General features: G+C 60.2%; 21 protein-coding genes and 6 pseudogenes. 9 read left to right on the top strand and 18 right to left on the bottom strand.

The window, feature by feature from the left end:
• The first annotated feature begins 149 nt into the window (after positions 1-149).
• Positions 150-1,091, top strand: coding sequence for a restriction endonuclease (locus tag NKJ84_RS29345; RefSeq protein ID WP_352509341.1), 942 nt, complete (start codon positions 150-152; stop codon positions 1,089-1,091).
• A 90-nt stretch (positions 1,092-1,181) separates the two neighbouring features.
• Here the strand turns inward: NKJ84_RS29345 and NKJ84_RS29340 are convergent, their stop codons facing one another.
• Positions 1,182-1,508, bottom strand: a complete 327-nt coding sequence (locus NKJ84_RS29340) for a hypothetical protein (RefSeq protein WP_352509340.1) — start codon at positions 1,506-1,508, stop codon at positions 1,182-1,184.
• A gap of 680 nt (positions 1,509-2,188) precedes the next feature.
• Here NKJ84_RS29340 and NKJ84_RS29335 point away from each other — a divergent pair.
• A pseudogene (locus NKJ84_RS29335) lies at positions 2,189-3,135 on the top strand (IS110 family RNA-guided transposase); the annotation flags it as partial.
• 441 nt (positions 3,136-3,576) lie between these two features.
• On the opposite strand, the gene NKJ84_RS29330 reads toward NKJ84_RS29335, so the two are convergent.
• Together NKJ84_RS29330 and NKJ84_RS29325 are read right to left on the bottom strand one after the other, a co-directional pair.
• Positions 3,577-4,734 carry a porin gene (locus tag NKJ84_RS29330; RefSeq protein WP_352509339.1) on the bottom strand — a complete coding sequence of 386 codons (1,158 nt, stop codon included), beginning with the start codon at positions 4,732-4,734 and terminating at the stop codon, positions 3,577-3,579.
• Between the two features lie 161 nt (positions 4,735-4,895).
• On the bottom strand, positions 4,896-5,261 hold the full coding sequence (locus NKJ84_RS29325; RefSeq protein ID WP_352509338.1) for a hypothetical protein: 366 nt from the start codon (positions 5,259-5,261) through the stop codon (positions 4,896-4,898).
• A gap of 535 nt (positions 5,262-5,796) precedes the next feature.
• Here NKJ84_RS29325 and hemN point away from each other — a divergent pair.
• Positions 5,797-7,137: an oxygen-independent coproporphyrinogen III oxidase gene (hemN, locus tag NKJ84_RS29320; protein WP_352509337.1), complete on the top strand. Its 1,341-nt coding sequence runs from the start codon at positions 5,797-5,799 to the stop codon at positions 7,135-7,137.
• A gap of 227 nt (positions 7,138-7,364) precedes the next feature.
• Here the strand turns inward: hemN and NKJ84_RS29315 are convergent.
• Positions 7,365-7,704: pseudogene (locus tag NKJ84_RS29315) on the bottom strand (PIN domain-containing protein); the annotation flags it as partial.
• A gap of 731 nt (positions 7,705-8,435) precedes the next feature.
• Between NKJ84_RS29315 and NKJ84_RS29310 the strand changes: the two are divergent.
• Positions 8,436-9,122, top strand: a complete 687-nt coding sequence (locus NKJ84_RS29310) for an isopentenyl transferase family protein (protein ID WP_352509336.1) — start codon at positions 8,436-8,438, stop codon at positions 9,120-9,122.
• A 589-nt stretch (positions 9,123-9,711) separates the two neighbouring features.
• A complete protein-coding gene (locus NKJ84_RS29305; RefSeq protein WP_352509335.1) occupies positions 9,712-9,945 on the top strand; it encodes a hypothetical protein in 234 nt (77 codons plus the stop codon).
• A 118-nt stretch (positions 9,946-10,063) separates the two neighbouring features.
• On the opposite strand, the gene NKJ84_RS29300 is transcribed toward NKJ84_RS29305, so the two are convergent.
• A complete protein-coding gene (locus NKJ84_RS29300) occupies positions 10,064-11,026 on the bottom strand; it encodes an NUDIX hydrolase (RefSeq protein WP_352509333.1) in 963 nt (320 codons plus the stop codon).
• A gap of 147 nt (positions 11,027-11,173) precedes the next feature.
• Between NKJ84_RS29300 and NKJ84_RS29295 the strand changes: the two are divergent.
• Positions 11,174-11,390 (top strand): annotated as a pseudogene (locus NKJ84_RS29295) (3-methyl-2-oxobutanoate hydroxymethyltransferase); the annotation flags it as partial.
• 273 nt (positions 11,391-11,663) lie between these two features.
• On the top strand, positions 11,664-12,269 hold the full coding sequence (locus NKJ84_RS29290) for a cold-shock protein (RefSeq protein ID WP_352509331.1): 606 nt from the start codon (positions 11,664-11,666) through the stop codon (positions 12,267-12,269).
• Here the strand turns inward: NKJ84_RS29290 and NKJ84_RS29285 are convergent.
• From NKJ84_RS29285 to groES, 8 genes and pseudogenes are all read right to left on the bottom strand, one after another.
• Positions 12,244-12,793, bottom strand: a pseudogene (locus NKJ84_RS29285) (ABC transporter transmembrane domain-containing protein); the annotation flags it as partial. The gene NKJ84_RS29290 and the pseudogene NKJ84_RS29285 sit on opposite strands and share 26 nt — an antisense overlap.
• A 32-nt stretch (positions 12,794-12,825) precedes the next feature.
• Positions 12,826-14,476, bottom strand: a pseudogene (locus tag NKJ84_RS29280) (MFS transporter).
• Between the two features lie 1,580 nt (positions 14,477-16,056).
• Complete coding sequence (locus NKJ84_RS29275; protein ID WP_352509330.1) at positions 16,057-17,142, bottom strand: HPP family protein; 1,086 nt, start codon at positions 17,140-17,142, stop codon at positions 16,057-16,059.
• A gap of 724 nt (positions 17,143-17,866) precedes the next feature.
• Complete coding sequence (locus NKJ84_RS29270) at positions 17,867-18,022, bottom strand: hypothetical protein (RefSeq protein WP_352452640.1); 156 nt, start codon at positions 18,020-18,022, stop codon at positions 17,867-17,869.
• 98 nt (positions 18,023-18,120) lie between these two features.
• Positions 18,121-18,288: a hypothetical protein gene (locus NKJ84_RS29265; RefSeq protein ID WP_352452641.1), complete on the bottom strand. Its 168-nt coding sequence runs from the start codon at positions 18,286-18,288 to the stop codon at positions 18,121-18,123.
• Positions 18,239-18,394 carry a hypothetical protein gene (locus tag NKJ84_RS29260; protein ID WP_352503077.1) on the bottom strand — a complete coding sequence of 52 codons (156 nt, stop codon included), beginning with the start codon at positions 18,392-18,394 and terminating at the stop codon, positions 18,239-18,241. Before NKJ84_RS29260 ends, NKJ84_RS29265 begins: the two co-directional genes overlap by 50 nt.
• 185 nt (positions 18,395-18,579) lie before the next feature.
• On the bottom strand, positions 18,580-20,235 hold the full coding sequence (groL, locus tag NKJ84_RS29255; RefSeq protein ID WP_352509329.1) for a chaperonin GroEL: 1,656 nt from the start codon (positions 20,233-20,235) through the stop codon (positions 18,580-18,582).
• 65 nt (positions 20,236-20,300) lie between these two features.
• Positions 20,301-20,597, bottom strand: a complete 297-nt coding sequence (groES, locus tag NKJ84_RS29250) for a co-chaperone GroES (protein ID WP_023802596.1) — start codon at positions 20,595-20,597, stop codon at positions 20,301-20,303.
• Positions 20,598-21,023: 426 nt separating this feature from the next.
• Here groES and NKJ84_RS29245 point away from each other — a divergent pair, with 426 nt between their 5' ends.
• Together NKJ84_RS29245 and NKJ84_RS29240 are read left to right on the top strand one after the other, a co-directional pair.
• On the top strand, positions 21,024-21,386 hold the full coding sequence (locus NKJ84_RS29245) for a S46 family peptidase (protein ID WP_352509328.1): 363 nt from the start codon (positions 21,024-21,026) through the stop codon (positions 21,384-21,386).
• Positions 21,387-21,390: 4 nt separating this feature from the next.
• Positions 21,391-21,993 (top strand): S46 family peptidase, encoded by a 603-nt coding sequence (locus NKJ84_RS29240; protein ID WP_352509327.1) that lies wholly within the window; start codon positions 21,391-21,393, stop codon positions 21,991-21,993.
• Between the two features lie 799 nt (positions 21,994-22,792).
• On the opposite strand, the gene NKJ84_RS29235 is transcribed toward NKJ84_RS29240, so the two are convergent.
• The 5 genes and pseudogenes from NKJ84_RS29235 to bioD all read right to left on the bottom strand — a co-directional run.
• The gene (locus NKJ84_RS29235; protein ID WP_352509348.1) at positions 22,793-23,170 is read right to left on the bottom strand and encodes an NrtR DNA-binding winged helix domain-containing protein; all 378 of its coding nucleotides are present in this window, start codon (positions 23,168-23,170) and stop codon (positions 22,793-22,795) included.
• Positions 23,100-23,337, bottom strand: a pseudogene (locus NKJ84_RS29230) (aspartate 1-decarboxylase); the annotation flags it as partial. The gene NKJ84_RS29235 and the pseudogene NKJ84_RS29230, both read right to left, overlap by 71 nt.
• Before the next feature lie 60 nt (positions 23,338-23,397).
• Positions 23,398-24,381 carry a 3-oxopimeloyl-[acyl-carrier-protein] synthase BioZ gene (gene bioZ, locus NKJ84_RS29225; RefSeq protein ID WP_352509326.1) on the bottom strand — a complete coding sequence of 328 codons (984 nt, stop codon included), beginning with the start codon at positions 24,379-24,381 and terminating at the stop codon, positions 23,398-23,400.
• Positions 24,378-25,643 carry an adenosylmethionine--8-amino-7-oxononanoate transaminase gene (locus tag NKJ84_RS29220; RefSeq protein WP_352509325.1) on the bottom strand — a complete coding sequence of 422 codons (1,266 nt, stop codon included), beginning with the start codon at positions 25,641-25,643 and terminating at the stop codon, positions 24,378-24,380. Before NKJ84_RS29220 ends, bioZ begins: the two co-directional genes overlap by 4 nt.
• On the bottom strand, positions 25,643-25,968 hold a 326-nt coding region (gene bioD, locus NKJ84_RS29215; RefSeq protein WP_352509324.1), incomplete at its 5' end, for an ATP-dependent dethiobiotin synthetase BioD. The genes bioD and NKJ84_RS29220, both read right to left, overlap by 1 nt.

The raw sequence follows: 25,968 nt of genomic DNA, 5'->3' as shown, positions 1-25,968 counted from the left end.
CGCAGGCGAACGCCCGCAAGTATGCCTTAGGGACCCAGTGATTGCGTTTATATTTTTGTTGGCTCATGACTTTAGGCTATCGATTCCTAGCCCTTTTATAGCACATCCTGAATGGCTGAATTGGGCTGAATTTGGGGACGGCATCACACATGCCAAAAATCTCGAAGCTAGTTCAGAGAATCCATTTTGAGGATTTCGGCGGACCCGAATTCGAACGATTGGTCTTTGCCTACCATGTCAGGGCCGGATGGACCGATGTCGCATGGTATGGGCAAGCCGGAGGCGATCATGGACGCGATATTGTCGGAGTTGAACGGCTGGACGATGGCCCGCCACGCCGGAGCGTTATCCAGTGCGTCAATCGCAGCAGTCTCACTCAGGCCAAGGCCGAGCATGACATTCAAAGGCTGCTGTCCTCTCCAACGAAATTCGAAGCTCTCAAATTTGTGACGCGGGGCGCCGTATCCGCTAGCCGCCGCGATGCCGTTCAGAAATTTGCCAAGGCGAACGGTATCGATAATTTGTCAATCTGGGGCGGCGCGGAGCTGGAGGAGCATTTGCGCTTGATCGGCGAAGACCTGCTGAAGCGATTTTGCGAGGGAGAGGAATTTCCTGACAAGGCTGCCGAACTGACGCGGTTTGCTGAGGACTTTGCGGGTCTGTCGGATATGGATGCTCTTGCTCAGATGGCCATCGTGTTTGATCGCCCGGCATTTCGCACGCCATTTCAGCAAGAGTGTTCGCTACACGCGTTTAGGCAGGCCATTGACGATACCATTTCCGCGCTGAATACGGGCATTTGGCGAACGCGCGAGGGCGACGAGATAAGGCGTATCCCCTCCCTCCATCATCTGCGGGATCGGCATAAAAAGACGAGCGTGAGTCGTTCCGTGCAACTGGTAGATCAATTGCGACGCGCTTTTGCGTCCGGTCTGCGTGACAAGACCATCAGGCCTTGCGGGTGCGGGAATCCGGATTGCCCCGTATTCACTGTCGACTCAGATGTCGCGGTCAGGTTGAACCAGATCCGATCCGGTGCCCTCGCGGCATTCAGGGATGCCTATCCGAAGTTTCACGTCGAAGTCGGATAAGGGGCGTCCGGTCGGCGCCCCTCTCTTCCGACCATTCAGGCTGCGAGTGCTTGCCCTCGCGTAGGCTCGTAGAGCATAGCGAAGAATTCATCAGCAAGATCGCAAGCTTAATTCCGGCAGTAGTGGATCCACAGAACCCACGAAGCTCGAGCCAGAGAATAACGACTTTCCCGGTATGCGGCGGGCGATTCCTTGATACGTTTTGAACATAGCTTTTGTCAGGGCGCTTCCGCTCTCGCCCATCACGTGGGCCTCGCTACGGCCGTCCAGAGATATGCAATCCCAGTTCAATTTGACGTACTTGGTGCGCTTGGAAATACGCAAGTTGGGAATGTCGCGGTTCCGGCATTCCCGGAACCAGTAATTGTTGGCATTGACATTACCGTTGCGGAATTCCACCCATATGTGCTCGGGCATTGAGGGCGACCTGAGGGTAGTCCCTGTGGAAACGACACCAAACATGTTGTTCCCAAGCGCGGCTAGTCGTGCGGCAATCTTTTCATCGTCAACCTTCGCCAGAATAGGACGATGCCGGGTGCAGGTCTTGATCGCCGCCAGCAGAGCTGCGTGCGTGTCATATCCAACGCCAAATGCAAGCGCTTCGGTGAGGTGCGCAGAATTCCCCCCCCGGCATTGCCTTGCGCAACTCGGATTTCACAAAATCGATATTGTCGAGGGTTAGCAGAATAGAGGCCATGTGACCGTTCCTTTTTCATGATCGTCTGTCGCCAATTACGAGACGACCCAAAGGATCGATTCACGTTTGCAGGTAGCCCATGTCCACTTTGACCTGGCGACAGGTCTGGCAGGAATCGCCGCATGAAGGTTATCCATGTCGATCGGATCGCGCAATCTGAAATGGATTAACCGTTCGCACGCCCACCGGCCGATCTGAAGGGACGAACAGCCTCCAATAGCCCAAATACGTTCAGGGTCCGGACGTTTACACAGGCAACGGGACGATTGCGGCCCGTAATCGGCAGGTCGCTCCTTCATCTTTCACGTCCGCATCGCGCTTCTCGCCGGCTTGCTAAAAAATCTCCTGTGAAACAACACAGGAGGCAGCTGATGGAATTCTTTGTGGGCTGGACGTGTTGATGGACGAGACGGCGGTGTGCGTCGTGGACGGGGAGGGCGCGGTGCATCTGCAGGCGGTGGTGACCGATCCCGAGGCGATCCTCGAGATCCTCAAACCGTACCTGGGGCGCCTGCGCCGCGTCGGCCAAGAGGCAGGATCGCTGTCGCCCTGGCTGCATCCCGAGCTCAAGAAACTCGGCCTGCCGGCGATCTGCCTGGAGACGGTGCATGTGCGCACCGCGATGGCGGCGCAGGGCAACAAAACCGACAAGGCCGATGCGCTGGGGCATCGCCCATCTGATGCGCACCGGCTGGTTCCGCCAGGCCTACATCAAGTCGCAAAGCTGCTACCGGACGAAGCTTCTCTTGACCCACCGGCGCAACCTGAAGGCCAAGTTCCTCGACCTGGAAAACGCCATCCGGCACTCACTGAAGGCGTTCGGCATCCGCCTGAGCAAGGTCGGATGCGGCGCTTTCGAGCAGGCGGTGCGCGCCGCCGTTGCGGACGATCCGCTGTCGGCCGAACTGATGGACGCCATGCTGACGGCGCTCCGCGCTGTGGAAACAGTACTGTCGGCTGCACGATCTCGTCGTCAGGATGGTCGCGAAGAGCGAGCCATGCAGGCGCTTCATGGCGATCCCCGGCGTCGGCCCGGTGATGGCGCTCTCGTTCATGACGGCAATCGACGACCCGTCGCGCTTCCGCCGCTCGCGCGACGTCGCCGCCTACTTCGGGCTGACGTCGCGACGCTGGCAATCCGGCTCAACGATCGACATTCAGGGGCGCATCTCGAAAGTCGGCGATGCGGACGTACGGCGCGCGCTCTACGAGGCGGCGTCAGGCCTGATGACGCGCTTCAAGGGCTCCGACAAGGTCAAGAGCTGGGGCCAGGCGATCGCCAAACGCTGCTACCGCAAGGCCTGCGTCGCGGTGGCGCGCAAGCTGGCGGTGATCATGCACGCGATCTAGACCGACGGGACCTTCTATATCGGCGATCCGGCCGCGGGCCAGGCCGACGCCGTAGCGCCCGAATTTCCGCGGGGATGGGTGAACGGAGGCGATCCATTTGCGATTTCCAGTGCGTCGGGCCGCACCCCCACAATCGCTCAACAAGTTGAACACGTCCTGACCCGACTGGGACTTCAAGTTCGGACGTGAAACCTGGCCGGGTACTGCTGGATGGCAGGGTCCGTCAAGCGGGCGGAAGGATGAGGAAATGAAAGAGCTGCAGATCAAAACACATAATCGAGCGATGAATATCGCCGGCGCGATCATCCGGACCAGATCTGATTGAAACATCGTCCGGCCCCGAGATCGATGCTCCAATCTTGTATAGCTTCCATGCGACGTTCTCTTGGAGTGTTGCGGGATTGGTCCGCTCAACCGGAGCTCAACCCTTTCATCGCGTTAGAATGAGCGTTCGAAACGCAGGATTCCGCCGACACTGCTCTTCTTGTTGGCGTTGGTCCAGTTCACGTTGGAAGCGTCCACCTTGCCGACGGCGAAGTTGCCGTAGCGGCCATAGTCGAGTTCCGCCGTAACTGTGAAATCTGGAAGAAACGCATAGGCGACGTTTGCAGCGACACCATGGTTCTTGAGCTGATCACCAGAGAGCTGAAGCTTGAACGAAGTTGTCTCGTTGAGCTCGTAAGCGGCGCCAGCCCAGAAAGCCCAGTTCCCGCCCCAAATCTTATAGAAGCCGCGACCATGAGCGTCGATCGCGTTCGTGGAGTCGTCGATGAGCTTGCCATTGGAACCGTAGCCGAACATTCCGAACAGCAACAGTTCGTTGGTGACATTGATGTCGACACGGACCTTGGCGGCCACCGATTCGTAGTTGCTATCATAAGCGGCAACGCCGGTGATCGCGCCCCAGCCATGTGTGTATTTCAAGCCGCCGACTACGTGCGGTGCGTAGCTGTCGATTGTGCCGACCACGCCCGAGCCTTCTTCGAGCGAAACCACGGCCGAAAAGCCGTTCCCGGCGTCGAAGTAGTACTGAACCACATTGGTATCGAAAGCGCCGTACGGAACCGGCGTCTGGTTGAGTACGTCACCCGCGCCGCCAATAAACATGTCGAAGGCCGACAAGTCCTTACCAACTCGGAGGCCACCAAGCTGAATCCAGGCGAAAGTCAAGGTGCTGTCTCCGTTGAAGGCATAGGACCGAGAACTGTCCGAAACCGAAGTGTGGCGGTTGCCGAAGTTCATGCGGGTTTCGGTGTAGGTCTTCAACGTGCCGAGTTCGGTCTCCTGGCCGGTCCAAGTTTTCAATGTGAAGCGCGTGTTGTTTTGCCATGTGCCCTGATGCTCACCAGTCCTCACATCCGAGGTTCTTGCGTGATCAACCAATCCGACATGGCCCAAGCCGACGTCGTAACGGACATAGCCGCCGATGCGCACGCAGGTCTCAGTGCCTGAAATGTAGACGTAGCCCGAGCCGTAGACGTCGCAGACTTTAACGTACTCAGTCGGGTCAGGCTCGGCAACGGCGGTCACGGCGCGAGCGTCGGAAACGGCAATCAGTGCCGCAGTAGAGCCGAGGAGGAGGCTCCTAATGTTCATTGTTGATCTCCGTTCAAAGAGTAAAAGGAATGGACGTCAGTGATGAACTCTTGCTAAGGAAACAGTCGATAACGATGCGCATTGAGTTGAATTTGAGCAGTTTGATGCGCTCGTCACGCCAGATATTCATCAGAAATTGAGAATATGATTGGGCGTTATTGTTACAAATATGCGATTGTTATTACAAATATAATAATCGCCGAAACGACGCCATCCAACATTTCTGTACAAATCATCCCCGTCATCTCCGCTAGTTGTGGGCGGGCCGTCACAAAGGCTTCTACTGCAAATGACGTGCCATCCTGACGACGCAGCTGCGGCTTGAAGCTCAAGTGTGCCGGCGGACCTTGGTTCGCTCTTCCTTCCTTTTTGCCTTGCGGATCAACCCAAGCACGAACGGCAAACGTTTCGGCTACGGTTCGTCTGTTCGCTTCGCGACAGTTTCGTTCAAAGGCGACAGCTTTGTTTGCTGTGAGCCCCGACGTTGAGACATCATGCGGCGGCACCGCTCGGTACGACGCCGTCATTTTGGCGAGCGCGATGGTCGATAATCACGCGCTGAACGCGCAGCCTTGCCTCCACCACGGAGTCACTAGGCGCGCGCCGGCCTTGGCATTGCGGCGGACCTGACGGTCGCGTCGAGCAGGCTCTCGTCCTGATAGACGGCGCGCCACAGCTAATGCTTCTTGCCAGCAATTCACAAAACGAGCTCATCGAGATGCCAGAGATCACTAAAGGGCGGCGCTAGCTGGCGAGCTAAGTCTGGTCCCAACGCCGTGTTATCTCGTCGGATGCGGCAGCCGCGCTCAGCAGAATCTCCTCGACCAGGCGCAAGCTGAAGGGAAGGGATAGTGAACTAAACGGTGCGCGTGAGGATCTCGGCGGGAACAGCCATGGTCAGTTGCTGCCCGAGTGCTCAGACCATCGCTGTCCAGCCAAGACTGAACAGCGCCTTGCCGCGAAATAGAAGTTTCGAGCCCAAAGCGGAACGGACTGACATAGCGCAAAGACACAGGCGAGCGCAGCGGTAAGGTTGGTGGTATCAGCATGGGACGGTAACTGTTGCAGACCACAAAATATCGCGAGGCCGGCCTGCCTTGGTACACTATCTATCCGACCGTGTCAGAGTTCTCTGGGGCGGTCGGCGCCGAGGCTTATGAGGAATGGCTCAGGAACCTGCCGGCTGACGATCCGGTGTCGCTCTATTTCCACGTTCCGTTCTGCCGATCAGCGTGCTGGTATTGTGGCTTCCCCACCACCATCACCCGCCATGATGCGCCGATCCTCAACTATCTGGCGGCCCTGCGTGACGAGATCCGTTTGGTCTCGGAGCGAGCGCCGCAGACGCTGCCCGTGAGCGACATGCATTTCGGCGGCGGAACGCCGTCTCTCATAGGACCAGCCGAGTTCCTGGCTCTGATGGAGTTCCTGCGACGCCGCTTCGCTCTCACGAAAACAGCTACGGTTGCCGTCGAGATTGATCCGCGCACGTTCACGGCCGAGATGGCCGAGGCCTTAGGAGCAGCCGGCGTGAACCGTGTGAGTCTCGGCGTGCAGAGCTTCGATCCCATTGTTCAAAAAGCAATCAACCGGGTTCAGAGTGAGGCGCAGACGTCGGCTGCCGTGGAAATGCTGCGCCGGCATGGAGTAAGCCGCATCAACTTCGACCTCATCTTCGGTCTCCCGCATCAAACGGTGCAGTCCTGCGTCGAGACCGCGAGGGCGGCGGTCGCAATGCGCCCCGACCGGCTTGCGGTGTTCGGCTATGCGCACATCCCGTCGGTTGTAAAGAATCAGCGCCTCATCGAGGAGGCAGTTCTTCCGGGCAGCGCTGCCCGCGCCGAACAGTATGCGGCCGTGGCCGCGACGCTGATTGCCGCCGGCTACCGCGAGATCGGGCTCGACCATTTCGCCTTGCCGGACGACGAGCTCGCGCTGGCACAGAAAACGGGTCGCCTGCGGCGTAACTCGCTGGGCTACTCGGCCACCACCTGCAGAACCCTGATCGGTTTCGGCGCGTCGGCTATCGGCCGCGTCGGCGAGGGGTACGTCCAAAACGAAGTTACACGGGATTCCTACATCCAGCACATCGCAGCTGGCCGTCTGGCGACGTCAAAGGGCTATCGCCTCACCGACGACGACCGCGTGCGAGCCGCAATTATCGAGCGACTAATGTGCGATCTCGAGGCCGATGTGCAGGCAATCTGTGCCGTCCACGGATCTGATCCGATCCGTCTTCTCGATTCAGCTGAACGCTTGGCGATGCTGGCCGAGGACGGGATAGTGGACTTCGAAAACGGTTTTGTCCGCGTACGGCGGGAGCATCGCTTTGTAATTCGCGCTGTCGCTGCCGCGTTCGATGCTTTTCTCGATCGGGATGGCCGTAAGCATAGCCACAGGTGAGGGCAAGCATCCAACCGGAAGCTAAACTCGACGCCCTCGGCCGAGGCCTGTCATGAAGCGCGCGTCAAGGATGCGAAAAGCAGAGCTGATCCGCCTATTTCATCTCATCTTCAATGACATCGACCTCGTGGCTGCCACCGAGGCGTTTCCATATTGATCGTGGTAGGTGCGGGGCATCTGGGTGTTTCGCCGTCAGCGCATGAATATCCCCGCCATGTGATGGGTCAGGAAATCGCGGTGGCTGCAATCAGCCCGTCCATCGATGACAGACCGCGCCACGCCGCTTCGCGAGGCCCGTCAGGTCGCCCCAGGCCAGGGCAACCAGTTCGTCCACGGGCAGGACTCTCGGCTCGAAGCGCTGCGGCAGGTCCCGGGCGAGCCATCCGGCCAGTGCGTCACGTTTCCGACCTTTGTCCATGAGGGCAGCGCCGCGCCGGATCTCGGCGATCGACACAACGCTGATAAATGAGCGGTCTTCATCGAGCCCGTCATCCATTCCAGCACGCGCGCGTCAGGGCTCGGCCTCGTCACCTCGGAGAGGCCATTAGTGTCGAGCAAGAGCCTCACAATGGCAGACCATGCGGTTCATCGCGTAGCCGCTCGATGTCCAGTTCGGCGTTGCGCAGCGGCGATGCGCAGCGAGTGCCCAAAAAACAGCAGTCAGCTCCCCTTCCGGAAGATCGGAGCGGACGCCACGCAAAAAGCGCCAAATCCTTGGCGCCGGCGGTCTGTGTGTTTGCGCGCTGGCGGCTTTGGTGTACTCCTGTGCCGTTTCGACGAGGCTTCCAGCCGGACCGGCAGGGGAGGAGGCTTTGGCGGCGCGGCCGGCACACGGCCACCTCGAGGACGAGATCGACGATGTCGGGCAGATCCTCGGTCGCCTCACAAATCGCTGAGGTCGTCGGGACACCGTCTTCCACTTTTGTTGATCAGCCGCCTTCCTGGCCATGTTCCGAGACAATAAGGCGCCCGTGCGCCGCCGCCTCGATTAACCCAAGACGCGCAAGGATCTTTTGCCGGAGACAACGAGGTCACCATCCTGCGGTGCCGCGTTGCGTCACAGTCGGCATGAGATGTGCAAAGTGGACCGTCGTCAAACGTCAAACAGAGGCGTTGGTGACTGGACTGAACGACCAGAACGGGCTGCTTGCGCCCTTTCGGACTTCACAAAGTTCGAAAATGGCGTCGTTTCAGGGCATAATCGCCGCTTGTCAAAATGTTTGCGACAAGTCCGGTGAAAGCCTACCGAGTATCTTGTGCTTGGGGGCGGTTAGTTCCGATAAACTAGCGGCATACACATGCTAATCTATTTGATTTACGGGCCGACCTGCAGCGGCAAAACAGACGCGGCAATCCAAATTGCACGAGAGACCGGATGGCCGGTCATTGCGCTGGATCGTGTACAATGCTGTCCTCAAATCGCCACCGGCAGCGGGCGTCCCTCGGATTCCGAACTGCAATCTACCCAGCGGATCTACTTGGATTCGCGCCCGCTAACCGCGGGCATCATCGACGCCGAGACCGCTCATCGTAAGCTGATAATACAAGTGGATGAGCGTAGTTCCCAGCCGGGGCTCATCCTCGAAGGCGGTTCGATCTCCCTTCTCAATTTAATGGCGCGAAGTCAGCATTGGGATGGCGCTTTTCGGTGGCATGTAAGGCGGTTGCGGCTCGGCAACTCGGACGCCTTTCTGGAGAGAGCCAAGCGTCGGGTCACAGACATGTTTGTCACAAGAGAAGGACAACCTTCATTGCTGCAGGAACTTGCGGATCAGTGGAAGGAAGATGCAGTCCGTCCCACTTTGGAAGACGTTGACGGATATCGTTGCGCCATTCATTTTGCGAGAAAGCACAGCTTGGCAATCAGCGAAATGCCGTGCCTTCGCAAAGAGCTCCAACAAGATCTTGTAGAGGCGATTGCGAGAGAATATCTCGAATATGCGCGTTGGCAAGAACGCGACTTTCCAGAATGGCAAACTGAGTGAGCAAGCCTCCCCGGACCTCGCCTGCGATGCGGGCACGGTAGCTCCTGAGAATTGCGCTAAGTGGTTTGCTGAAGCAAGCTAGTGCCAGGCGACATTAGGTCCGTGTGGCAGCGGAAGGATTGCTTTCGCCACGGTGACTGCGGAGGAGGCGACATGGCTGCACTGCTCATTTCAGGCATGGGACGGAATGTACCGATGACAAAGTGCTGCGCGCTTCGTAGCGACCGCTACCGTGGCCTCGCGAACTACTATCCGCCAGCCCAGTTTGTGGCGTCGTCTCGGCTTTCATCGCCACCGCCTTCGCCCAGGAAACGCCCGGGGCCGCAAGCGTCGCCGTGGCAGTGCGGCACCCGGCAAGATGGGTGGTCATCGGCCCTATCTGATCGACGGGGAGCACCGTGCTTTCGTCCTGGGGCGAGGTTGAGCGAGATGCCAACATGACGCTTCATCAATTGACGGCGGCACTGGCTGAACGTGGTCTCCTGCGAGCGTCGGTCGCTTCCTGCACCGCGAGGGCAAGAGCTTCAAAAAAACCGTTCTGCCGGCCGAGCAGCTCAAGCCAAAGCTGATGCGCGGGCGTGCGCAATGGATGCGCTATCAGACCCGCATTGACCCTACGCGCCTGGTCTCCCTGGATGAAACATGGGTCAAGACCAACATGGCGCCGTTGCGCGGCTGGGGTGTGCGCGGCAACCGGCTGATGGCCCACGCACCATATGGCCATTGGAAGACGATGACCTTCATCACCGCGCTGCGGCATGATCGGGTGGAGGCGCCTTGGGTCATTGACGGACCCATCAATACGCAGGCCTTTCGCGTCTAGGTCGAAACCGAACTCAACAAAACACTGAAGCCGGGCGACATCGTCATTCTCGACAATCCCGGTTCTCACAAGGGCCAAGCCGTCCGCGACATCGTCAGGGCTGCTGGCGCAAGGCGGGTCAAGCCCGCGAGAGCGGCAATTTTGTTCCGGCTGTCACCCTCTCGTCGAGAACGGCGTGACGGAAGCGATAAAGTTGCGCCGGCCGGCCGCCGGTTTCCGCGGTTGTCTCACCGGTCTCCTCGACCAGCTCCTGCTGCTCGATCAGCCGGCGAAAGTTCGGCTTACGCACGAGCCTGCCGGCAAGCGCCTCCACGGTGCGCTGCAGCTGCAAAAGCGTGAAGACCGGCGGCATCAGTTCGAATACGACCGGCCGGTATTTGATCTTGGAGCGCAGCCGCGCAATGCCGGTCGCCAGGATGCGACGATGATCGGCGATCATCGATCTGCCCGACACCGAGGTGGGCGCAGCGGAATGTCCGGCGCGTATTGCTTCCTCCACCAGGGCGGCTTCGTAAAGCAGCTCATAACGTTGAAGCGCGAGTTCCTCGTTCCAATGGCGGTCGTCAAAGCCGAAGGCGATCGCCGCCCGCCGTCGTCGGTCGAGGCGTGTCGTACCGTCGTCAGTGCCATCCGCCCATTCCATCAGGCGCGGCCGCAATTCGTCCAACACGACCGCCGGTGTGCCGGAGCGGTGATCCTCCCACGGGAAATAGTCGTACCAGCTTCCCCAGTGTCGCCCGGCCGGGTCGCCAGCTTCGTCTTGGTGGGTGAGCGCCAGATAGCTGATAGAGACCACGCGGTCGTCAGCGCCAACCCTGTCGCGATCGGCGAAGGTGTAGAGCTGTTCGATATAGCCGAGCGGCTGGCCGGTCTGTTGTTCCACCCATCCCCTGAGGCCCGACTGCAGCGAACGGTGAGCAAGCTCGAACGGGCCGGAGGGCAGGGCGTTTGCCTGCGGGATGGTCAGAACGCAGGGGGCGCTGCTGTCCATGGCGACCACAACGGCGATTAAGTCCGCATTGACGTCGTTGGCCTTGCCTCCAGCTCCGCCTTTCCTAATCCCTTTTGCGCGTTCGTCCATGGTCCCCGAGGTTGTTGAGCAGAGCCCTGCCGCGTAGGCCGCTGAACCGATTGAATTCCGTTTTTGTCTGATAATTGTCGGCGCGTCAACACCACCCGTCGTGGCGATTTTAGCTCTTCGCAGCTGCATAAAAAGTGCCAACGCGACATCCGTGCTTGGGGAAGGAGGCCCATTGAGTGCGCCGATTCAAAGCTCGTCGATCGACATTGCGACGTTGTTCTCGTCGGCGACAGCGCGGCATGGTTCTCCACGGCTTGGCGTCGACGCTGGGCGTGACGCTGGAGATGATGATCATGCACGGTCAGACCTGCGCCGTAGCCTGGAGCCGGCGCAAACGGTCGTCGACCCGCCATTCGGTTCCTTTTGAAGAAACCCGGAGCAGGCTTTCCGGAATGCCTGATAAAGCCCTTCCAGTGCGCCCGCGCCAGCATCATCGCACTCTCGCTCCAACACAACCTATGCGAGTCAGTAAATCGACTCGCCGGCACTATTGTTTCAGTGGAAATGAATCTAGTCTCAAAGGGTTCGGCCGATAGGCCGGGCACAGCTGCGGTCTTCACGGCCTTTTTGACATAAACGCGTCGCCCGATTGAGATTATCTTGACGGTACCGCAGTGCGCCATCCATGCCAGTCGAGATGATCATGGGCAAATATCGAGACCATCGCGAGCCACGCCGGCATCGCTATGACGATGACCCCGTTTCCTTTTCGGAACGGACTTCCGAGCCAAGCTATTTTCAGCGCCCGCCGACCGTGACGGCAGATCCTGTCGATGCGGAGGTATTGTGGTTCACAGTCAGCAAGGGTTTTGGCTTCGTCAAACTGTCGGACGCCACAGAGGCCTATCTGCACGTGCGAGTGTTAGAGGCGGCCGGAAGCCGGGATGTTGCCGCTGGAACACCTCTCAAGATCACGGTCGAAAAAAATCCAAAAGGTCATCAGGTCGCGCAGGTGCTGGAGATCGGCGATCACCGCGCGAAAACTCCGTCACATACGCGCGTCGCTGGAGGGACCTTCGTTGAAACCGGTGCGCAGCTGGAGAGCGGGGGCACGGTCAAGTGGTACAAACCCGAAAAGGGCTTCGGCTTCATTGCTCCTGACAACGGTGAGAAGGACGTCTTCGTTCATGCCAGCGCCCTGACGCGCTCAGGGCTCAGCGTGCTGGTAGCGGGACAGAAGGTGTTTGTCGAATGCGGGCAAGGCAAGAAAGGCTGGGAAGTCCGGAGCATTCGCCTTGCCTAGACGGCGAGGCATTGCTCGCCTCGAAGGAGATGCCGGAGAGCGTCGGGCGGCCGCCCGAGCCCGCGTAGCAGAAACCGACATTGTCGAAGCGCAGCACGCCGTCGGTGACGACGAGATCCCTGGCGCCCGCCGCGTCCTCGATGTCAAGTTCGGCGTCGAGCAACTCGAACAGCCGCGTGCCGCAGGTCGAGGCGCGCGCGAACGAGTTGACCATCAATCCGAGCTGGCGCACCGGCATCTGCAGAATGGTCATGAAGGTGAGCAACAGGGCCAGCGTGCCGACGCTGATTTGACCTGCGATCACTTTCTGGCCACCGAACCAGAGCACCAGGCCCATGGCGGTCAGGAACGAGAAATTCATGGCGCTGGTGTTGCCGACACGGATGTCGACGCGCTCATTGGCGAGATCAAGGCGCGTCCTGCTTGGCGCGGTCGAACTTTTCCAGCTCGTGCGGCTGCGCGGCGAAGGCACGCACGACACGGATGCCGCCGAGATTCTCATCCATCACCCGGATCTTTAACGATCGCTGATGCCCAGATATGGGAAGGTCAGGCTTCAATGACGGGGAAGGTGAAGGATTGACTGGTCGGGTTTCCGGGCCGAGCTTGTCGGCCGCTCAATCGAAAGCGTCATTTGAGGCGCTTCTTCTCCCGCGTGTAACTGGAAGACACGCTCGTCCAGTTCCTTGTCTACTTCCGTGAGACGATGATTGAGCCGAAGGTAGTCGGTCCAGGTCGGCGTGCGGAACGTTTCTGTCCACTGCATAGGCTTCTGAAGGTTGCGCTGGAGCGTCCAGTTCCGAGCACCGACGCGGCTGTGTACATGACGCCGCTGCCGCATGAGGTCGAGGAAGGCCTCGACATTTCTCTCGGCTATCAGATATTCGATCTTGACCACGATCGGGCCGCTTCTCGGCTTCAAACTGAGAGCGACAGCTGGGGCGTCGAATTCCTCCAAAGGATCGGGCTCGGACTCGCGGCGCTCGCGAAGAGGAAACAGAACGCCGGCTGCAGCAACGAGCAGCAGGGCCGCAGCGGAACCCTCTAGCGCCCAGGTCAGCGAATGGTTCTGGGAAACGGTGCCCCACACCCAGCTGCCGGCCGCTATGCCGCCGTCTATCAATGCATAGTAGATGGAGATCGTGCGCCCCACGACCCAGCGCGGGCAGCTGCACGCTCACGCCAACCCCGGACCAGGCAGTGACCCAGCCTGCGCCGCCCAAAGCAAGTGCAATTGCCGCCACGCCGATCGAAGAGGTAAGCGCCAGGGAGAGGGAGCACGCCGCGCAGGCGAGGCAGGAGAGCCTCATCAGCCTTTCTTGCGACAAGCTCCGTCTGAACAGGCTGTTGGAGAGGCCGGCGAAGACGGCACCGGTCCCGAAGCCAGCCATGAGCGCGCCATAGGCGAGCGGACCTCCTCCCAGCTGGTCGCGGACAACCACCGGCAGCAGCGCGAGTATGGCGATGCTCGCCAAGCCAAAGAGGGTTCCGCGCGCGATCGCTGCCTTGATTTCCGATGACATCGCCGTGAAGCGCAGTCCGTCGTAGATCGCCGTCCTCATCGACTCGCGTGGAAGAGGGGACGAGCGAACCTTCCACTTGCAGCGCCAAATAGTGACCAAGGGTACGAAATAGGTGAGCGTGGTCACGGCGAATGCCGCCATGAGGCCGAATGAGGCAACCACAATGCCGCCGAGCGCCGGGCCCACAGTCCTGACAGTGTTGAAGCCAACAGAAAGCAGGGTGACGGCAGCGGGAACATCTCGTCGGTCCACGATATCGCCGACCGACGCTTGCCAGGCCGGATCATTGAGAGCACCGCCGCTTGCGATCAAGAAGCTGAAGCCAAGGATCATCCACGGACTAACAAAGCCCAGCGTCACGGACGCGGTCAGCATCGCGGACGCAATCACCATAAGGCAGCGGCCCGCGAACATAACCCTGCGACGGCTGAAATTGTCAGCGAGAACCCCGGCGAACACGGACAAAATGAAAGCCGGCAGGTTCGATGATGCCTGCACCAGCGCAACCATCAGATCCGAAGTCGAGATCGTTGCCATCAGCCAGCTGATGGCGACGGTCTGCATCAGCCAGCCGAGACTCGAAACCTGCGTGGCGAGCCAGATCGAACGAAAGGTGGGCTGCAAAAGTGGCCCAAAGGTCGTTGGTGCAGCCAAATCTTCGTTTAATCCAGCCACCCTACTCATTTTGCGACCCTTTGCTTCCCGTTATTGTCGTTTCCCATGTAATCTAGGCTGAACCGTGGCGGCTAGAAGAATAGAGAGAAACTGTTTGCCTTGCGGCACAGTTCCTCGTGATTAAGGGTTGCGGCCGAGACGCATGCCCGAGCCGGCTCACCCCGCCTTCGAAGGCATCACTGGGTGGAGCCCGGATCTTGCTTGTCGTTTGACGCAGCATGCTTCATCAACGGGCACTTTGCCGAGCGATGCCTTTTCGCGAAACGCGACGATGTTCTTTCGTCGGAAACTCTCTCCAACGGCGTTCGATGCGCTGAGTCTGGCTTGGGGCGAGGTGAGGGCTTGCAGATCTTAGACAGGATTGATTCCTGATAAACGCAGACGGTTGCCGGGCCGCGATCGAAGAGGCGCGCGCCTTGCTGCTTCAGCTTGAACAAAAGTCTGACGCGCTCACAAATGCCATCGACGACTTTCTGCTCGATCTGATGAGGCTGGCTTTCATTGTTGAATGTTATGGACACGGCTTTGAACTTTTGGCGCGAACGCTTGCCCGTAGAAGACTGGCAAAGGTCAGGCTTTTGTCGGGGCGGTGGACTCCGCCAGGGGAGAAATGACACCCAAAGCCGGATGGCTGACGCGACGGTCGCCCCGCGTTCCGCACAGTGACGAAGGTAACGGTACGGCTCTTCGGCAGATGGCGCATCCTCATGGTAGCGTCTGGCCGTTCCCTCTGATGCCTCGGCCTCCCACACCTATCCGAACAGGCCCGATCCTGGAGGGTCCTCGAAGTGGGCATGAGGGCAATAGGCCGCGTGGTTGGGGTACCAAGCGTAGGCGCGGTATTGGGCTGGAAATTGGCGACGCGCGACGAAGAAGTCCGAGATCAACTCGTGCAATGGCAATTCCTAACACCGTGGACGTGTTGGAGCAGCCTCATCCTCCTAGTCAGGAACGTCATCAAGGTTATAGGATTGATGCGCGGCGAACCCTCGGAACTCAGGATCATGTTGACATCGCTGTTCGACAGAGCCGACTTCGCGCAAGGAAGCCACATCGTTTCGGAATTGCTTATCGCATGGTCTATCGTCGGCCTAGTCAAACCCTTGGCGCGGCGAGGAAGCGGCGGTCGTCGGCGTGATGCATGACGGGAGTCGGCGGCGTCTCACCATAGGCGAAATGCAGGAACCAAAGGAAAGGACCACCTGCATGGAATTGCGAACCGCGTCCTCGGCGTCTGAGCCGCGACCCTTGCCAACGATCACTCAACCCGCGACGTAGAGCTTCAACCCAGCCTTGGACACGCGAACCGCGCTACCATCGTTGCAGAGGAGCCGTCCACCAGATGGTTGCCCTTGTAGTCCGCACGCCTTTGGTCGACATAGCGGACTGGCTCTGGCCACCGGCAAGGTTGAAGAGTGTTCCGTTGTTGCAGTCGTACTTGGCCTACGTGAACCAGATGCCTGAGCACGCGGTCGCGTTTCAGGGTTGATCTACCCGTAAAAAGGGATTGTCTTAGGCGGAAGGCCGCACTTAATACCGCTATCCTATTGGCGCCCCATCGGGTCCCCGGATTGAGCAAGTCCGGATCACTATTTTATGCCGCTGCCAGCGTTGTGTCGGCCATGTGCACGCGCTGCCGCTGCCAGCAGGTCGGTCTGGGTGATCAGCCCAATAATGCGTCGCTCGGTATCGACGATGACCACGGCATGGCTGCGGCCGTCGGTGAGCACCGGCAGCAGACTCATCGCCGGCGTATCGGGAGAGGCGGTGCTAGCCTTCGACATCACAGCCCTCACCGTGTCGGTCGCCTTCGTCAGCTCGCGCAGGCCAACTACACCGACCAGCCCGCCCTCGGCGTCGGTCACCGGCAGCGTCCGGATGTTGTGATCGAGCAGCAAATGCCGCGCCTGGTCGGCAGGCGCATGTTCATCGACCGAAATCACATCGCGCGACATGATGTCCTCGCACAGCAGGGTCCGGTGGGAGCGCACCATCGCCTGCAACTCGACCTGCCGTAGCAGCCGCTCAAGATCGTTGCGGTCGATATCGAAGGTTTCCTCCAGCGCGCCGAGCGCGGCATCGATATCCTCGGGCTGGAAGCCGACCCGCTCCCGCGCCGGCGGATCGATGGTTCCATGCGCGCTTTTAAGGGCGGGAGCCGCCACATGCGGATAGTTGCGCCGCGACAGTTTATGGATGCCGTAGCCGAGTGCGACCAGCACGATCGAGTTCAGCGCTACCGGAACGAAGGGAAACAGCAAGCCCGAGCTGAAGACGGCCGGTCCGCCGAACACCGCAGTTAAGGCGGCGGCGCCACCCGGCGGATGCAGGCAGCGCGTGAACGACATGGCGGCGATCGCCAGCGCCACCGCAATGCCGGTAGCAAGGACGGGTTCATGCACGAAATGCGCCACGATCACCCCGACCAGCGCCGAAATCGTATTGCCACCGATAATCGACCAAGGTTGCGCCAGCGGGCTTGAAGGCACGGCAAAGAGCAGCACGGCCGATGCTCCCATTGGAGCAACCAGCAGTGCGACATGTGGGCCAGACCCGTTCGCCAGCGCACTGATCACGCCAGTCAATGCGATGCCGATCATGGCCCCGATGCAGGCGAGCAGCCGCTCGCGCAGCGTTGCACCGGCAAGGATCGGAACAAAGAGACGAAACGCCATGGCATACCCTTGGGCGAGTGGTCGGAACTCCGCGCTCCGCAATGCAGGCAAAGCCACAGATTTGGAAGTTAAGCCAATTCGGAAAGTCGGCTCACGGGGGAAAACTTTTGCGCGAAGCGGCCATTGCCAAATGGGTGCAGACATTTTGATCGGCTAGAGAAGGCAGACGGCACGCTGATCCGCTCGAGCGCAGCTAGAGGCCAAGGGCTGCCGTGCCGCGGGCAGCCGGAAATGGGGATGGTCGGAGGTCGAGCTGGGATGGACACTAAGGAATTCAGAGGCTTCGAAAAGCGTGCTGACAATGTCGGCATGGCAAGACAAATCAGGCCCTTGTCACTCCACTTCCGAGGCGAACTCCAGCGGAGTACGGCTTCTACGCGGTGCTTGGTCTGCCTGTCCTTGCCACCATCGGATTCGTTGGCGTCATGCTGAAACGTCCACCAGTAGCCGCTGAGAAGACGGCTGCCGCCAGTGCCGTCGTGGAACCGCCATATGACGGCGGCTTGGTTACAGAGCCGGCTCGTGTCGATTGGGCGGGGGAGCCTGATGTGACGTACATGGTCCAGAAAGTGGCCAATGAAGGTGCTGGCATCGTCAACGTGATTAGGTCACGCAATAGCGGTAATACAACCGCGACCACGAGCCTCTCAGGCGTTCGATGAGGCGGGAAAATCCGATCACCAGACCAAACGCGTTTCCGCCACACTGCCACACACGAAACCGATCAGGTCACGTTCCAGGCTCGCCAGAAGATTGGAGCCAAGGCCACCTCGGCTGAACTCTGCCATGCCGCGGCCGCCACCTCTTCCAGCCGCGGTAGAAAACGTGGGTCAGCAGCGCCGGCATGGGCGAGCAACTCCCAAATCGCGAGCAGCGCCATCGACACCGCAAGCGGCCGCATATGTCGGCCGATGAAGCGGAAGGCCGGCGGTGCGATGGAAGCGCCGTGCGACAGCCTATCCCGACCTGCAATCGTGATCAGGCTGATCGTGGGGTCTCCGGACGCCAGCGTTGCAGATAGTTTTCGGCAATCGTGAGCAGGCCGTGGATCACCAATTCGGTCAGGCCGACCACGATCATGGCCGAAAGAACGAGTTCAAATTGAAAGAGCTGACGACCATAGGCCATCAGGTAATCGGAGCCCATCGAACGATGCGATGAGTTCTACCGCAACCAGGGTCTGCCAGCCGTTGGCAAGGCCTTCTCGCAGCCCTGTAAAGATCCACGGCACGGCGGAAGGCAGCACGATCATCGTGAGTTTCGACCAGCGGCTGAACGAAAGAACACGGCCAGACCCGTCTCACGACGACGCCGTTGCGCTTCGCCGCCATCAGCTGGGTAGAGGACTTGCACCTCCAAGCTGTCGATCATGCTCGGCACACAAAAAAGGGCGGCATTGCTGCCGCCCTTTCCGCTGTAGGTTGATAGGGGGCTGGATTAGAAATCCATACCGCCCATGCCGCCCATGCCACCGCCGGGCATACCAGCCGGCATGCCGCCGCCAGCCGACTCCTTCTTCGGAGCCTCCGCGATCATAGCTTCGGTGGTGACCAGCAGGCCGGCGACCGAGGCCGCGTCCTGCAGAGCCGTGCGCACAACCTTGACCGGATCGACGATACCCATGGCGATCATGTCGCCATATTCGCCGGTCTGGGCGTTGAAGCCGAAGGTCGCGCCCTTGTTCTCAAGGATCTTGCCGGCAACGATCGATGCTTCCGCACCGGCGTTGGCCGCGATCTGGCGGGCCGGAGCCTGCAGCGCGCGACGCACGATTGCGATGCCCGCGGTCTGGTCGGAGTTAGCGCCGGTGACGGTGATGGCCAGCGAAGCGCGCAGCAGGGCGACGCCGCCGCCGGGAACGATGCCTTCTTCGACGGCGGCACGGGTCGCGTTGAGGGCGTCATCGACGCGGTCCTTCTTTTCCTTGACTTCCACTTCGGTCGCACCGCCGACGCGGATGACGGCAACGCCGCCCGCCAGCTTGGCGAGACGTTCCTGCAGCTTCTCCTTGTCGTAGTCCGAGGTGGTCTCCTCGATCTGCTGCTTGATCTGGGCGACGCGGCCCTGGATTTCTTCCTTCTTGCCGGCGCCGTCGACGATGGTGGTGTTCTCCTTGGAGATCGACACCTTCTTGGCGCGGCCGAGCATGTTGAGGCCGACATTCTCGAGCTTGATGCCGAGGTCTTCGGAAATGACCTGGCCACCGGTGAGAATGGCGATGTCTTCCAGCATGGCCTTGCGGCGATCACCGAAGCCCGGCGCCTTGACGGCAGCGATCTTCAGGCCGCCACGCAGCTTGTTGACGACCAGCGTGGCCAGGGCCTCGCCTTCGACGTCTTCCGAGATGATGACCAGCGGCTTCGAGGTCTGCACGACAGCCTCGAGGATCGGCAGCATGGCCTGCAGGTTGGAGAGCTTCTTCTCGTGGAGCAGGATGTAGGCGTCTTCCAGATCCGCAACCATCTTTTCGGCGTTGGTGACGAAGTAGGGCGAGAGATAGCCGCGGTCGAACTGCATGCCTTCAACGACTTCGAGCTCGGTCTCGGCGGTCTTGGCTTCCTCGACCGTGATGACGCCCTCATTGCCGACCTTCTGCATCGCTTCCGCGATCATCGAGCCGACCGAAACGTCGCCATTGCCGGCGATGGTGCCGACCTGGGCAACCTCTTCCGAGGTCTTGATCTTCTTGGCGTTCTTGATCAGCGTCGCGACGACGTCGGCGACGGCGAGGTCGATGCCGCGCTTGAGGTCCATCGGGTTCATGCCGGCGGCAACCGACTTGTGGCCTTCCTGGACGATCGACTGTGCCAGAACGGTCGCGGTCGTAGTGCCGTCGCCGGCGATGTCGTTGGTCTTCGAAGCAACTTCGCGGACCATCTGCGCGCCCATGTTTTCGAACTTGTCCTCAAGCTCGATTTCCTTGGCGACGGTGACGCCGTCCTTGGTGATGCGCGGTGCGCCGAACGACTTGTCGATGACGACGTTGCGGCCCTTGGGGCCGAGCGTGACCTTCACCGCGTCGGCGAGGATGTTGACGCCGCGCAGCATGCGCTCACGAGCGTCACGGGAGAATTTTACGTCTTTGGCAGCCATTTGTTACTCCTGGGCATTTCGCCCGAAATTCAGATTGGATGGTGCGGATGAAAGGCGGCGGCGTGTCAGCCGATGATGCCCATGATGTCGGATTCCTTCATGATCAGAAGGTCTTCGCCATTGAGCTTGACTTCGGTGCCCGACCACTTGCCGAACAGGATGCGGTCACCGGCCTTGACGTCCAGCGGGACGAGCTTGCCGGCTTCGTCGCGGGCGCCGGAACCGACGGCGATGATCTCGCCTTCCTGCGGCTTTTCCTTCGCCGTGTCGGGGATGATGATCCCGCCGGCGGTCTTCGCTTCGGACTCGACGCGGCGAACGACCACGCGGTCATGCAGCGGCCGGAAATTCGACTTTGCCATTTTTGGATTTCCCTGGTGCGGATGTTGAACGGTTCTCCGTTGCCGGAGCGTGTTTAGCACTCACCAGAAGCGAGTGCTAACGCGGCAGTGAGATAGGCCGTAGGCTCCTGCTAGTCAAGACGGAAGAGGGACGGGCGAAGAGCAAACGAGCGTGGAAGCACCGAGCGTTTTACGTGAACGACGTCGGAGATCGGACATGGATGGGGCGGCTCACCATTTGCAACTGAAGGCTTTATTCATTTGGCACGATTGGTGCAGCGAATGATCCGCAAACGTTGCGCGCGACCGATATAATGAGAGGTGAGCGCCATCAGGATTCCTGCGTTAACCGTCCACTCGGTCTTTACGGTGTGGCCGCCGCGCGGGCGCCAGGACTCCGGCCATCCCGATAGTCACCAATCCAATCTGCGGAGAACAGGAGGCAAGATGAGAGCGACAGTCAGCACGAACTCGAATTTGAAATGTTTGGCCAAAGCAACTGCCATCGCCTTGCTCTGGACGGTCACGGCTACATCGGCGGACGAAGGTATGTGGATGCCGGGCCAGACTGCGGAAGTGTGCGCGGCCATGCGCGCGGATGGGCTCCAGATCGATCCCGCCCAGCTGGGCCGTCTAGACGCTGACCCGCTCAACGCGATCGTATCACTGGGCGGATGCTCCGCCTCGTTCGTCAGTCCACAAGGGCTGGTCGCAACCAATCATCACTGCGTGTTCGAATCCATCCAATACCACAGCAAGGAGGGCCAGGACTATCTCACAGACGGCTTTCTGGCGAAGAGCCCTGGGTGAAGAATTGCCCGCGGCGCCAGGCAGCCGCAGCTATGTGATCGAGGACATGCGGGATGTGACCGCCGAAATGCTCAAGAGCGTCTCGGACAAGCTGAACGGGTTTGCCCGCTATGAGCGGCTCGCCACGAACAAAAAGGCCCTGATCGCCGCATGTGAAGGACAGCCCATCGCCGTTGCGACGTATGACGGCGTCTCCTACTATCTCCTCCAGAAGCTCGAAATTGAGGACGTGCGCCTCGTCTATGCGCCCGCGCTCGGCATCGGCAACTTCGGCGGCCAAACGGACAACTGGATGTGGCTGCGCCACACGGGCCACTTCGGCTTTTATCGCGCCTATGTCGCTCCTGATGGTTCCTCCCGGCCATATGCGCGCGACAATGTGCCTTACCGGCCGGAGAGTTGGCTACCCATAGCCTGTGAAGGCGTCAAGGAAGGCGACCTTGTGATGGTCGCCGGCTTTCCCGGCGCAACCCACCAGTTCCTGACCGCGGATGAAGTCCGGTTCAACTTCGCGCAATTCGAACCGCGGTTGCAGCGTTCGCTCTCGGATTATCCCGCCCAGATCAATCAGGCAACGGCAGGCAATCGCGAGGCGCAGATCCATTGACCGCCCGCTTCACAAATTGGCTCGGCCTAAAACGCATGGGAAAAGCAGAAAAGGCAACAGATCGGCACCAGAATGAATATGGCCGCGCGAACTGACAGACGCGCCAACAATCGGCATCTCGCATGGTGGCACTGGACGTGGCTCCCACCCTGCTGGCGCGACTCCCCATCAGGTCGTCGGGGTTTCGCTGGCGAAAAAAACTTCCGCGTGTCTCTGCGCGATCCATCCCGCTTGCGCGTGCCTAGTCAACCAAAAAACTGACCATCTGCAGGATCAGGATCAGCAAAAAAAAGCCAAAGGCAGACGCCAAAACAGCTGCCAGCAGGACGATGCGTTGTTTCTTCACCCACAGTTCCCCCGGGAGAGAGTCTAAGGATAATCCTTAAAAAAGGCGCCATGGAACAGGGCGCCCCACGCTCATTTGTGCAAGTTTAAAGTTTAGCTTGCCTGATTTATGTAATTAGACGGTTTCTTTTATGCAGCACTTTTCCAAGTACTTGCACAAATCTGAACGTATCGCACGATTTAGACGAACTGTACATTCGATAGCGACTTTGACGCACGCGTTTACTGGAGGTATACATCCTTCACCGTTGCCGCAAGGCATTGGCCCAGGCGCGCGGCACCTCCTTCACGACAAAGGTTGAAAGCCCGTCCTCGGGCGTTTCATTTCCAAGATCACTTCGATCCACTCATACGGGCTTCCCGAGCGAGACCGTGGGTTCGGACGGTGCGAATGAATTTCTCGTTATAATCGAATTGATTATAAGGGATATTTCTACGTTGAGTATAAAGGATGTCAAGCCCGCGCCAGCGGCAATTTTGTCCGGGCGACCTCCGTTTCGTCGAGGACATGGTGGCGGAAGCGATAAAGCTTCGCCGGCCGACCGCCGGTATCAAATGCACTTTCGCCGGTCTCCGCCACCAGTTCCTGCTGCTCCATCAACCGGCGAAAGTTCTGCTGAAGCGCCCCTGCCGATGTAGTCGTCAACGCCGTCCGCGTCAGCGCATTGCCATCGGTCAGAAAGCCGACGACATTGTTGATGACGAATGTAACGATCCGCGGCTTCAGAGAGGAATGGGCGCTTCGTCCAGATGGATGGAGTGGGCTGGCAGGTCCGGGCGGCCGCGCCGTTGAGGATGCAGCATCGAGAGCCGCGCTCGCCGAGGATGACATAGGTCGAGATTCGCGCCGGAAGTCTTGCTCCATGTCTCCCACGAATCCATTGGCAGGATCCCGGCTTCTTCGCAGTGGTCAGGGTCGAGCGTTATCGAACCGTGGTAGTTGAGGTTTGCTTCGGTGACGTGCATGCCGTGCAGATTGCCGGCGACTATTTTTCGCATTGGTCCCGTTGTCCTATTCATCTCACAAAGTCAGTCCTGATGTTGAGCAGCTTCGCTGGGCTAAATCCCGACGACGAGCGCCCCGCCGCTGAGTCCCGCACCTGCCGCCGCCAGGAGTATTTTCTTGCCCGGCCGAAACGGCTCCGCTTGATTGGCGAGCGACAGTGAGAGCGGGATCGTCGCGGCGGAAGAGTTGCCATAGTCGGCGATCGTCTTGACGATCAGGTGATCGGCAACGCCGAGGTTTCGCCCGACCGCATCGAAAATGCGAGCATTGGCCTGATGCGGCACGAACCGGTCGACATCCTGTGGTCGCACTCCGGCAGCGGCTAGCGCGCTTATCGAGCAATCGGTCATCATCTCGACGGCCTTTGCGAACACTTCGCGGCCGTCGGTCATCGTCATTCGGGTTTGCGCGAGGTCGAGGTCACCGTGGAACGGGATGTTGCTTCCTCCTGCGGGAATCTGGATCAGGCCGTATCGCGAGCCGTCCGAATCCACGGAGGCACCGAGAATCCCCCGATCAGTATCCTCGCACGGACCGATCACGACGGCGCCCGCGGCATCGGCAAACAGCACGGCGCTGGCGCGCTCAGAGGGATTGATGCGGCGGCTGAGGATATTGGCGGCGATAACAAGGCTCGCTTTGCCGTGCAGGCGGGTAAATCCGTCCGCAAACATCAGCGCGTAGATGAAGCCGGCGCAGGCGCCGGTCAGATCGACAGCGCCGGCGCGGCCGAGCCCCAGCCGATGTGCGACCAGGGGCGCGCTGGGCGGCAGGAGGTGATCGGGCGTCGAGGTGGCAAGCAGCAGCAGACCGATGTCGTGGCGCGCAATGCCGGCGCTGGCCAGCGCCATGGCGCCGGCCTGGGCAGCAAGACCAGACAGCGTGTCTTCGTCCGTTGCCCAGAAGCGCGACCGGATTCCAGTACGCCGCTCGATCCAGCCCGGTTCGAGGCCGAGATTGTTCTCGATTTCGGCATTCTCCACTTTGCGCCCAGGCGCATGATGGCCAAACCCGAGAAGGCGCGACAACCTGCTCATGGGCTCGAACCGAAGCGTTCGCCGGCCTCCTCGATCGCGTCATGGAGCCGATCGAGCTCGTCGCCGGTGACGCAATAGGGAGGCATGAGATAAAGGACATTGCCGAGCGGGCGCACAAGCAGGCCGAGCTCGAGGAAAAAGGCCCGCAGCTTAGGTCCGATCTCGGCCAGATAGCCGGCAGAGCCGGCGCGCAGGTCGAGAGCCAGGATCGTGCCGATCGCGCGGCTGTCGGTGAAGTTGGCATTGTCGCGAAAGCGTCGAAACCCGGCGGCCTGCCTCGCGCTCAGGGTGGCGATCCGCTCGGCCACCGGCTCGTCACGCCAGATCTCGACATTGGCGAGTGCTGCCGCGCAGGCAATCGGATTGGCCGTGTAGGAACTCGAGTGGAAAAACGTCTTCTTCCGGTCCTCGGAATAGTGAGCCTGGAAGATGGCATCGGTGGCGAGTGTGGCGGCCAGCGGGATTGCGCCACCGGTCAGGCCCTTCGAGGTGCACAGCATGTCCGGAGAGATGTTCGCCTGCTCGCAGGCGAACATGGTTCCGGTACGCCCCCACCCGGTCATCACCTCGTCGGCGATCAGCAGCGTGCCCGAGGCCTCAGTGATCCTCTTCAATTCGGACAGAACCGATGCCGGATACATCAGCATGCCGCCGGCGCCAAGCACCAGCGGCTCGACGATCAGCGCAGCGGCGCGCTGGTCGCGGCTGAGGGCCTCGAAACGATCTAGCGTTTCCTGCTCGCGGCCGGCGGCCGGGAAGGGAATGGTGTCGACCTCGAACAGCAAGGGTTCGTAGGCGGCGTTGAACACGCCACGCGCACCGACGCTCATCGTGCCGATCGTGTCGCCGTGATAGCTGTGCTCCATGACGACGATGCGCGAGCGGGGCGCGCCGATGTTGCGGAAATAACCGAGCGCCATCTTCAACGCGACTTCGACGCAGGTCGAGCCGCTGTCGGAATAGAACACCCGGTCGAGGCCGGGAGGAGCGAGTCCGACAAGCGCCTTGGCCAAGCGTTCGGCTGGCTCGTGCGTGAAGCCTGCAAAGATGATCTGGTCGAGGCTCGAGGCGGTCGTCTCGATAGCTTTCATGATGCGGGGATGGCGGTGGCCATGGGTGACCACCCACCAGGAGGAAATGGCGTCCAGAATGCGCGCGCCATTGGCTTTGTGGAGGTAGGCGCCTTCAGTCAGGACGATTTCAGGGATCGCCGGCTCGAGCGCGTGCTGGGTGAAGGGGTGCCACACACGGGATTGCGGCATCATTCGCCTCCGGCAATCAAAGCGAGGTCGAAGCCCGCAATCATCGCTTGTCTCAGCGTTTTGTCCGTCAGCGGATCGAGGTGCGGCAGCCTGCCGAGTTGCGGCACGTCGCCGAATTCCACGATCGTCCGTTGCGTATCGGTCATCTCATCGCCGATGAAGGCGATGCCAGCCAGCGGGATAGCGCGCGCCCGCAGGGCCTCGATCGACAGCAGGGTGTGATTGATTGTTCCGAGCGCGGTGCGGGCGCACAGAATGACCGGCAACTGCCATTGCTCGAATATGTCGATGAACCTTGTCCGGCGGTTCAGCGGCACCATCAGCC

Origin of the sequence: Mesorhizobium sp. M0048 (assembly GCF_040323405.1) — a bacterium.
Classification (GTDB): Bacteria; Pseudomonadota; Alphaproteobacteria; order Rhizobiales; family Rhizobiaceae; genus Mesorhizobium.
This window is presented reverse-complemented; position numbering and strand designations above follow the sequence as displayed.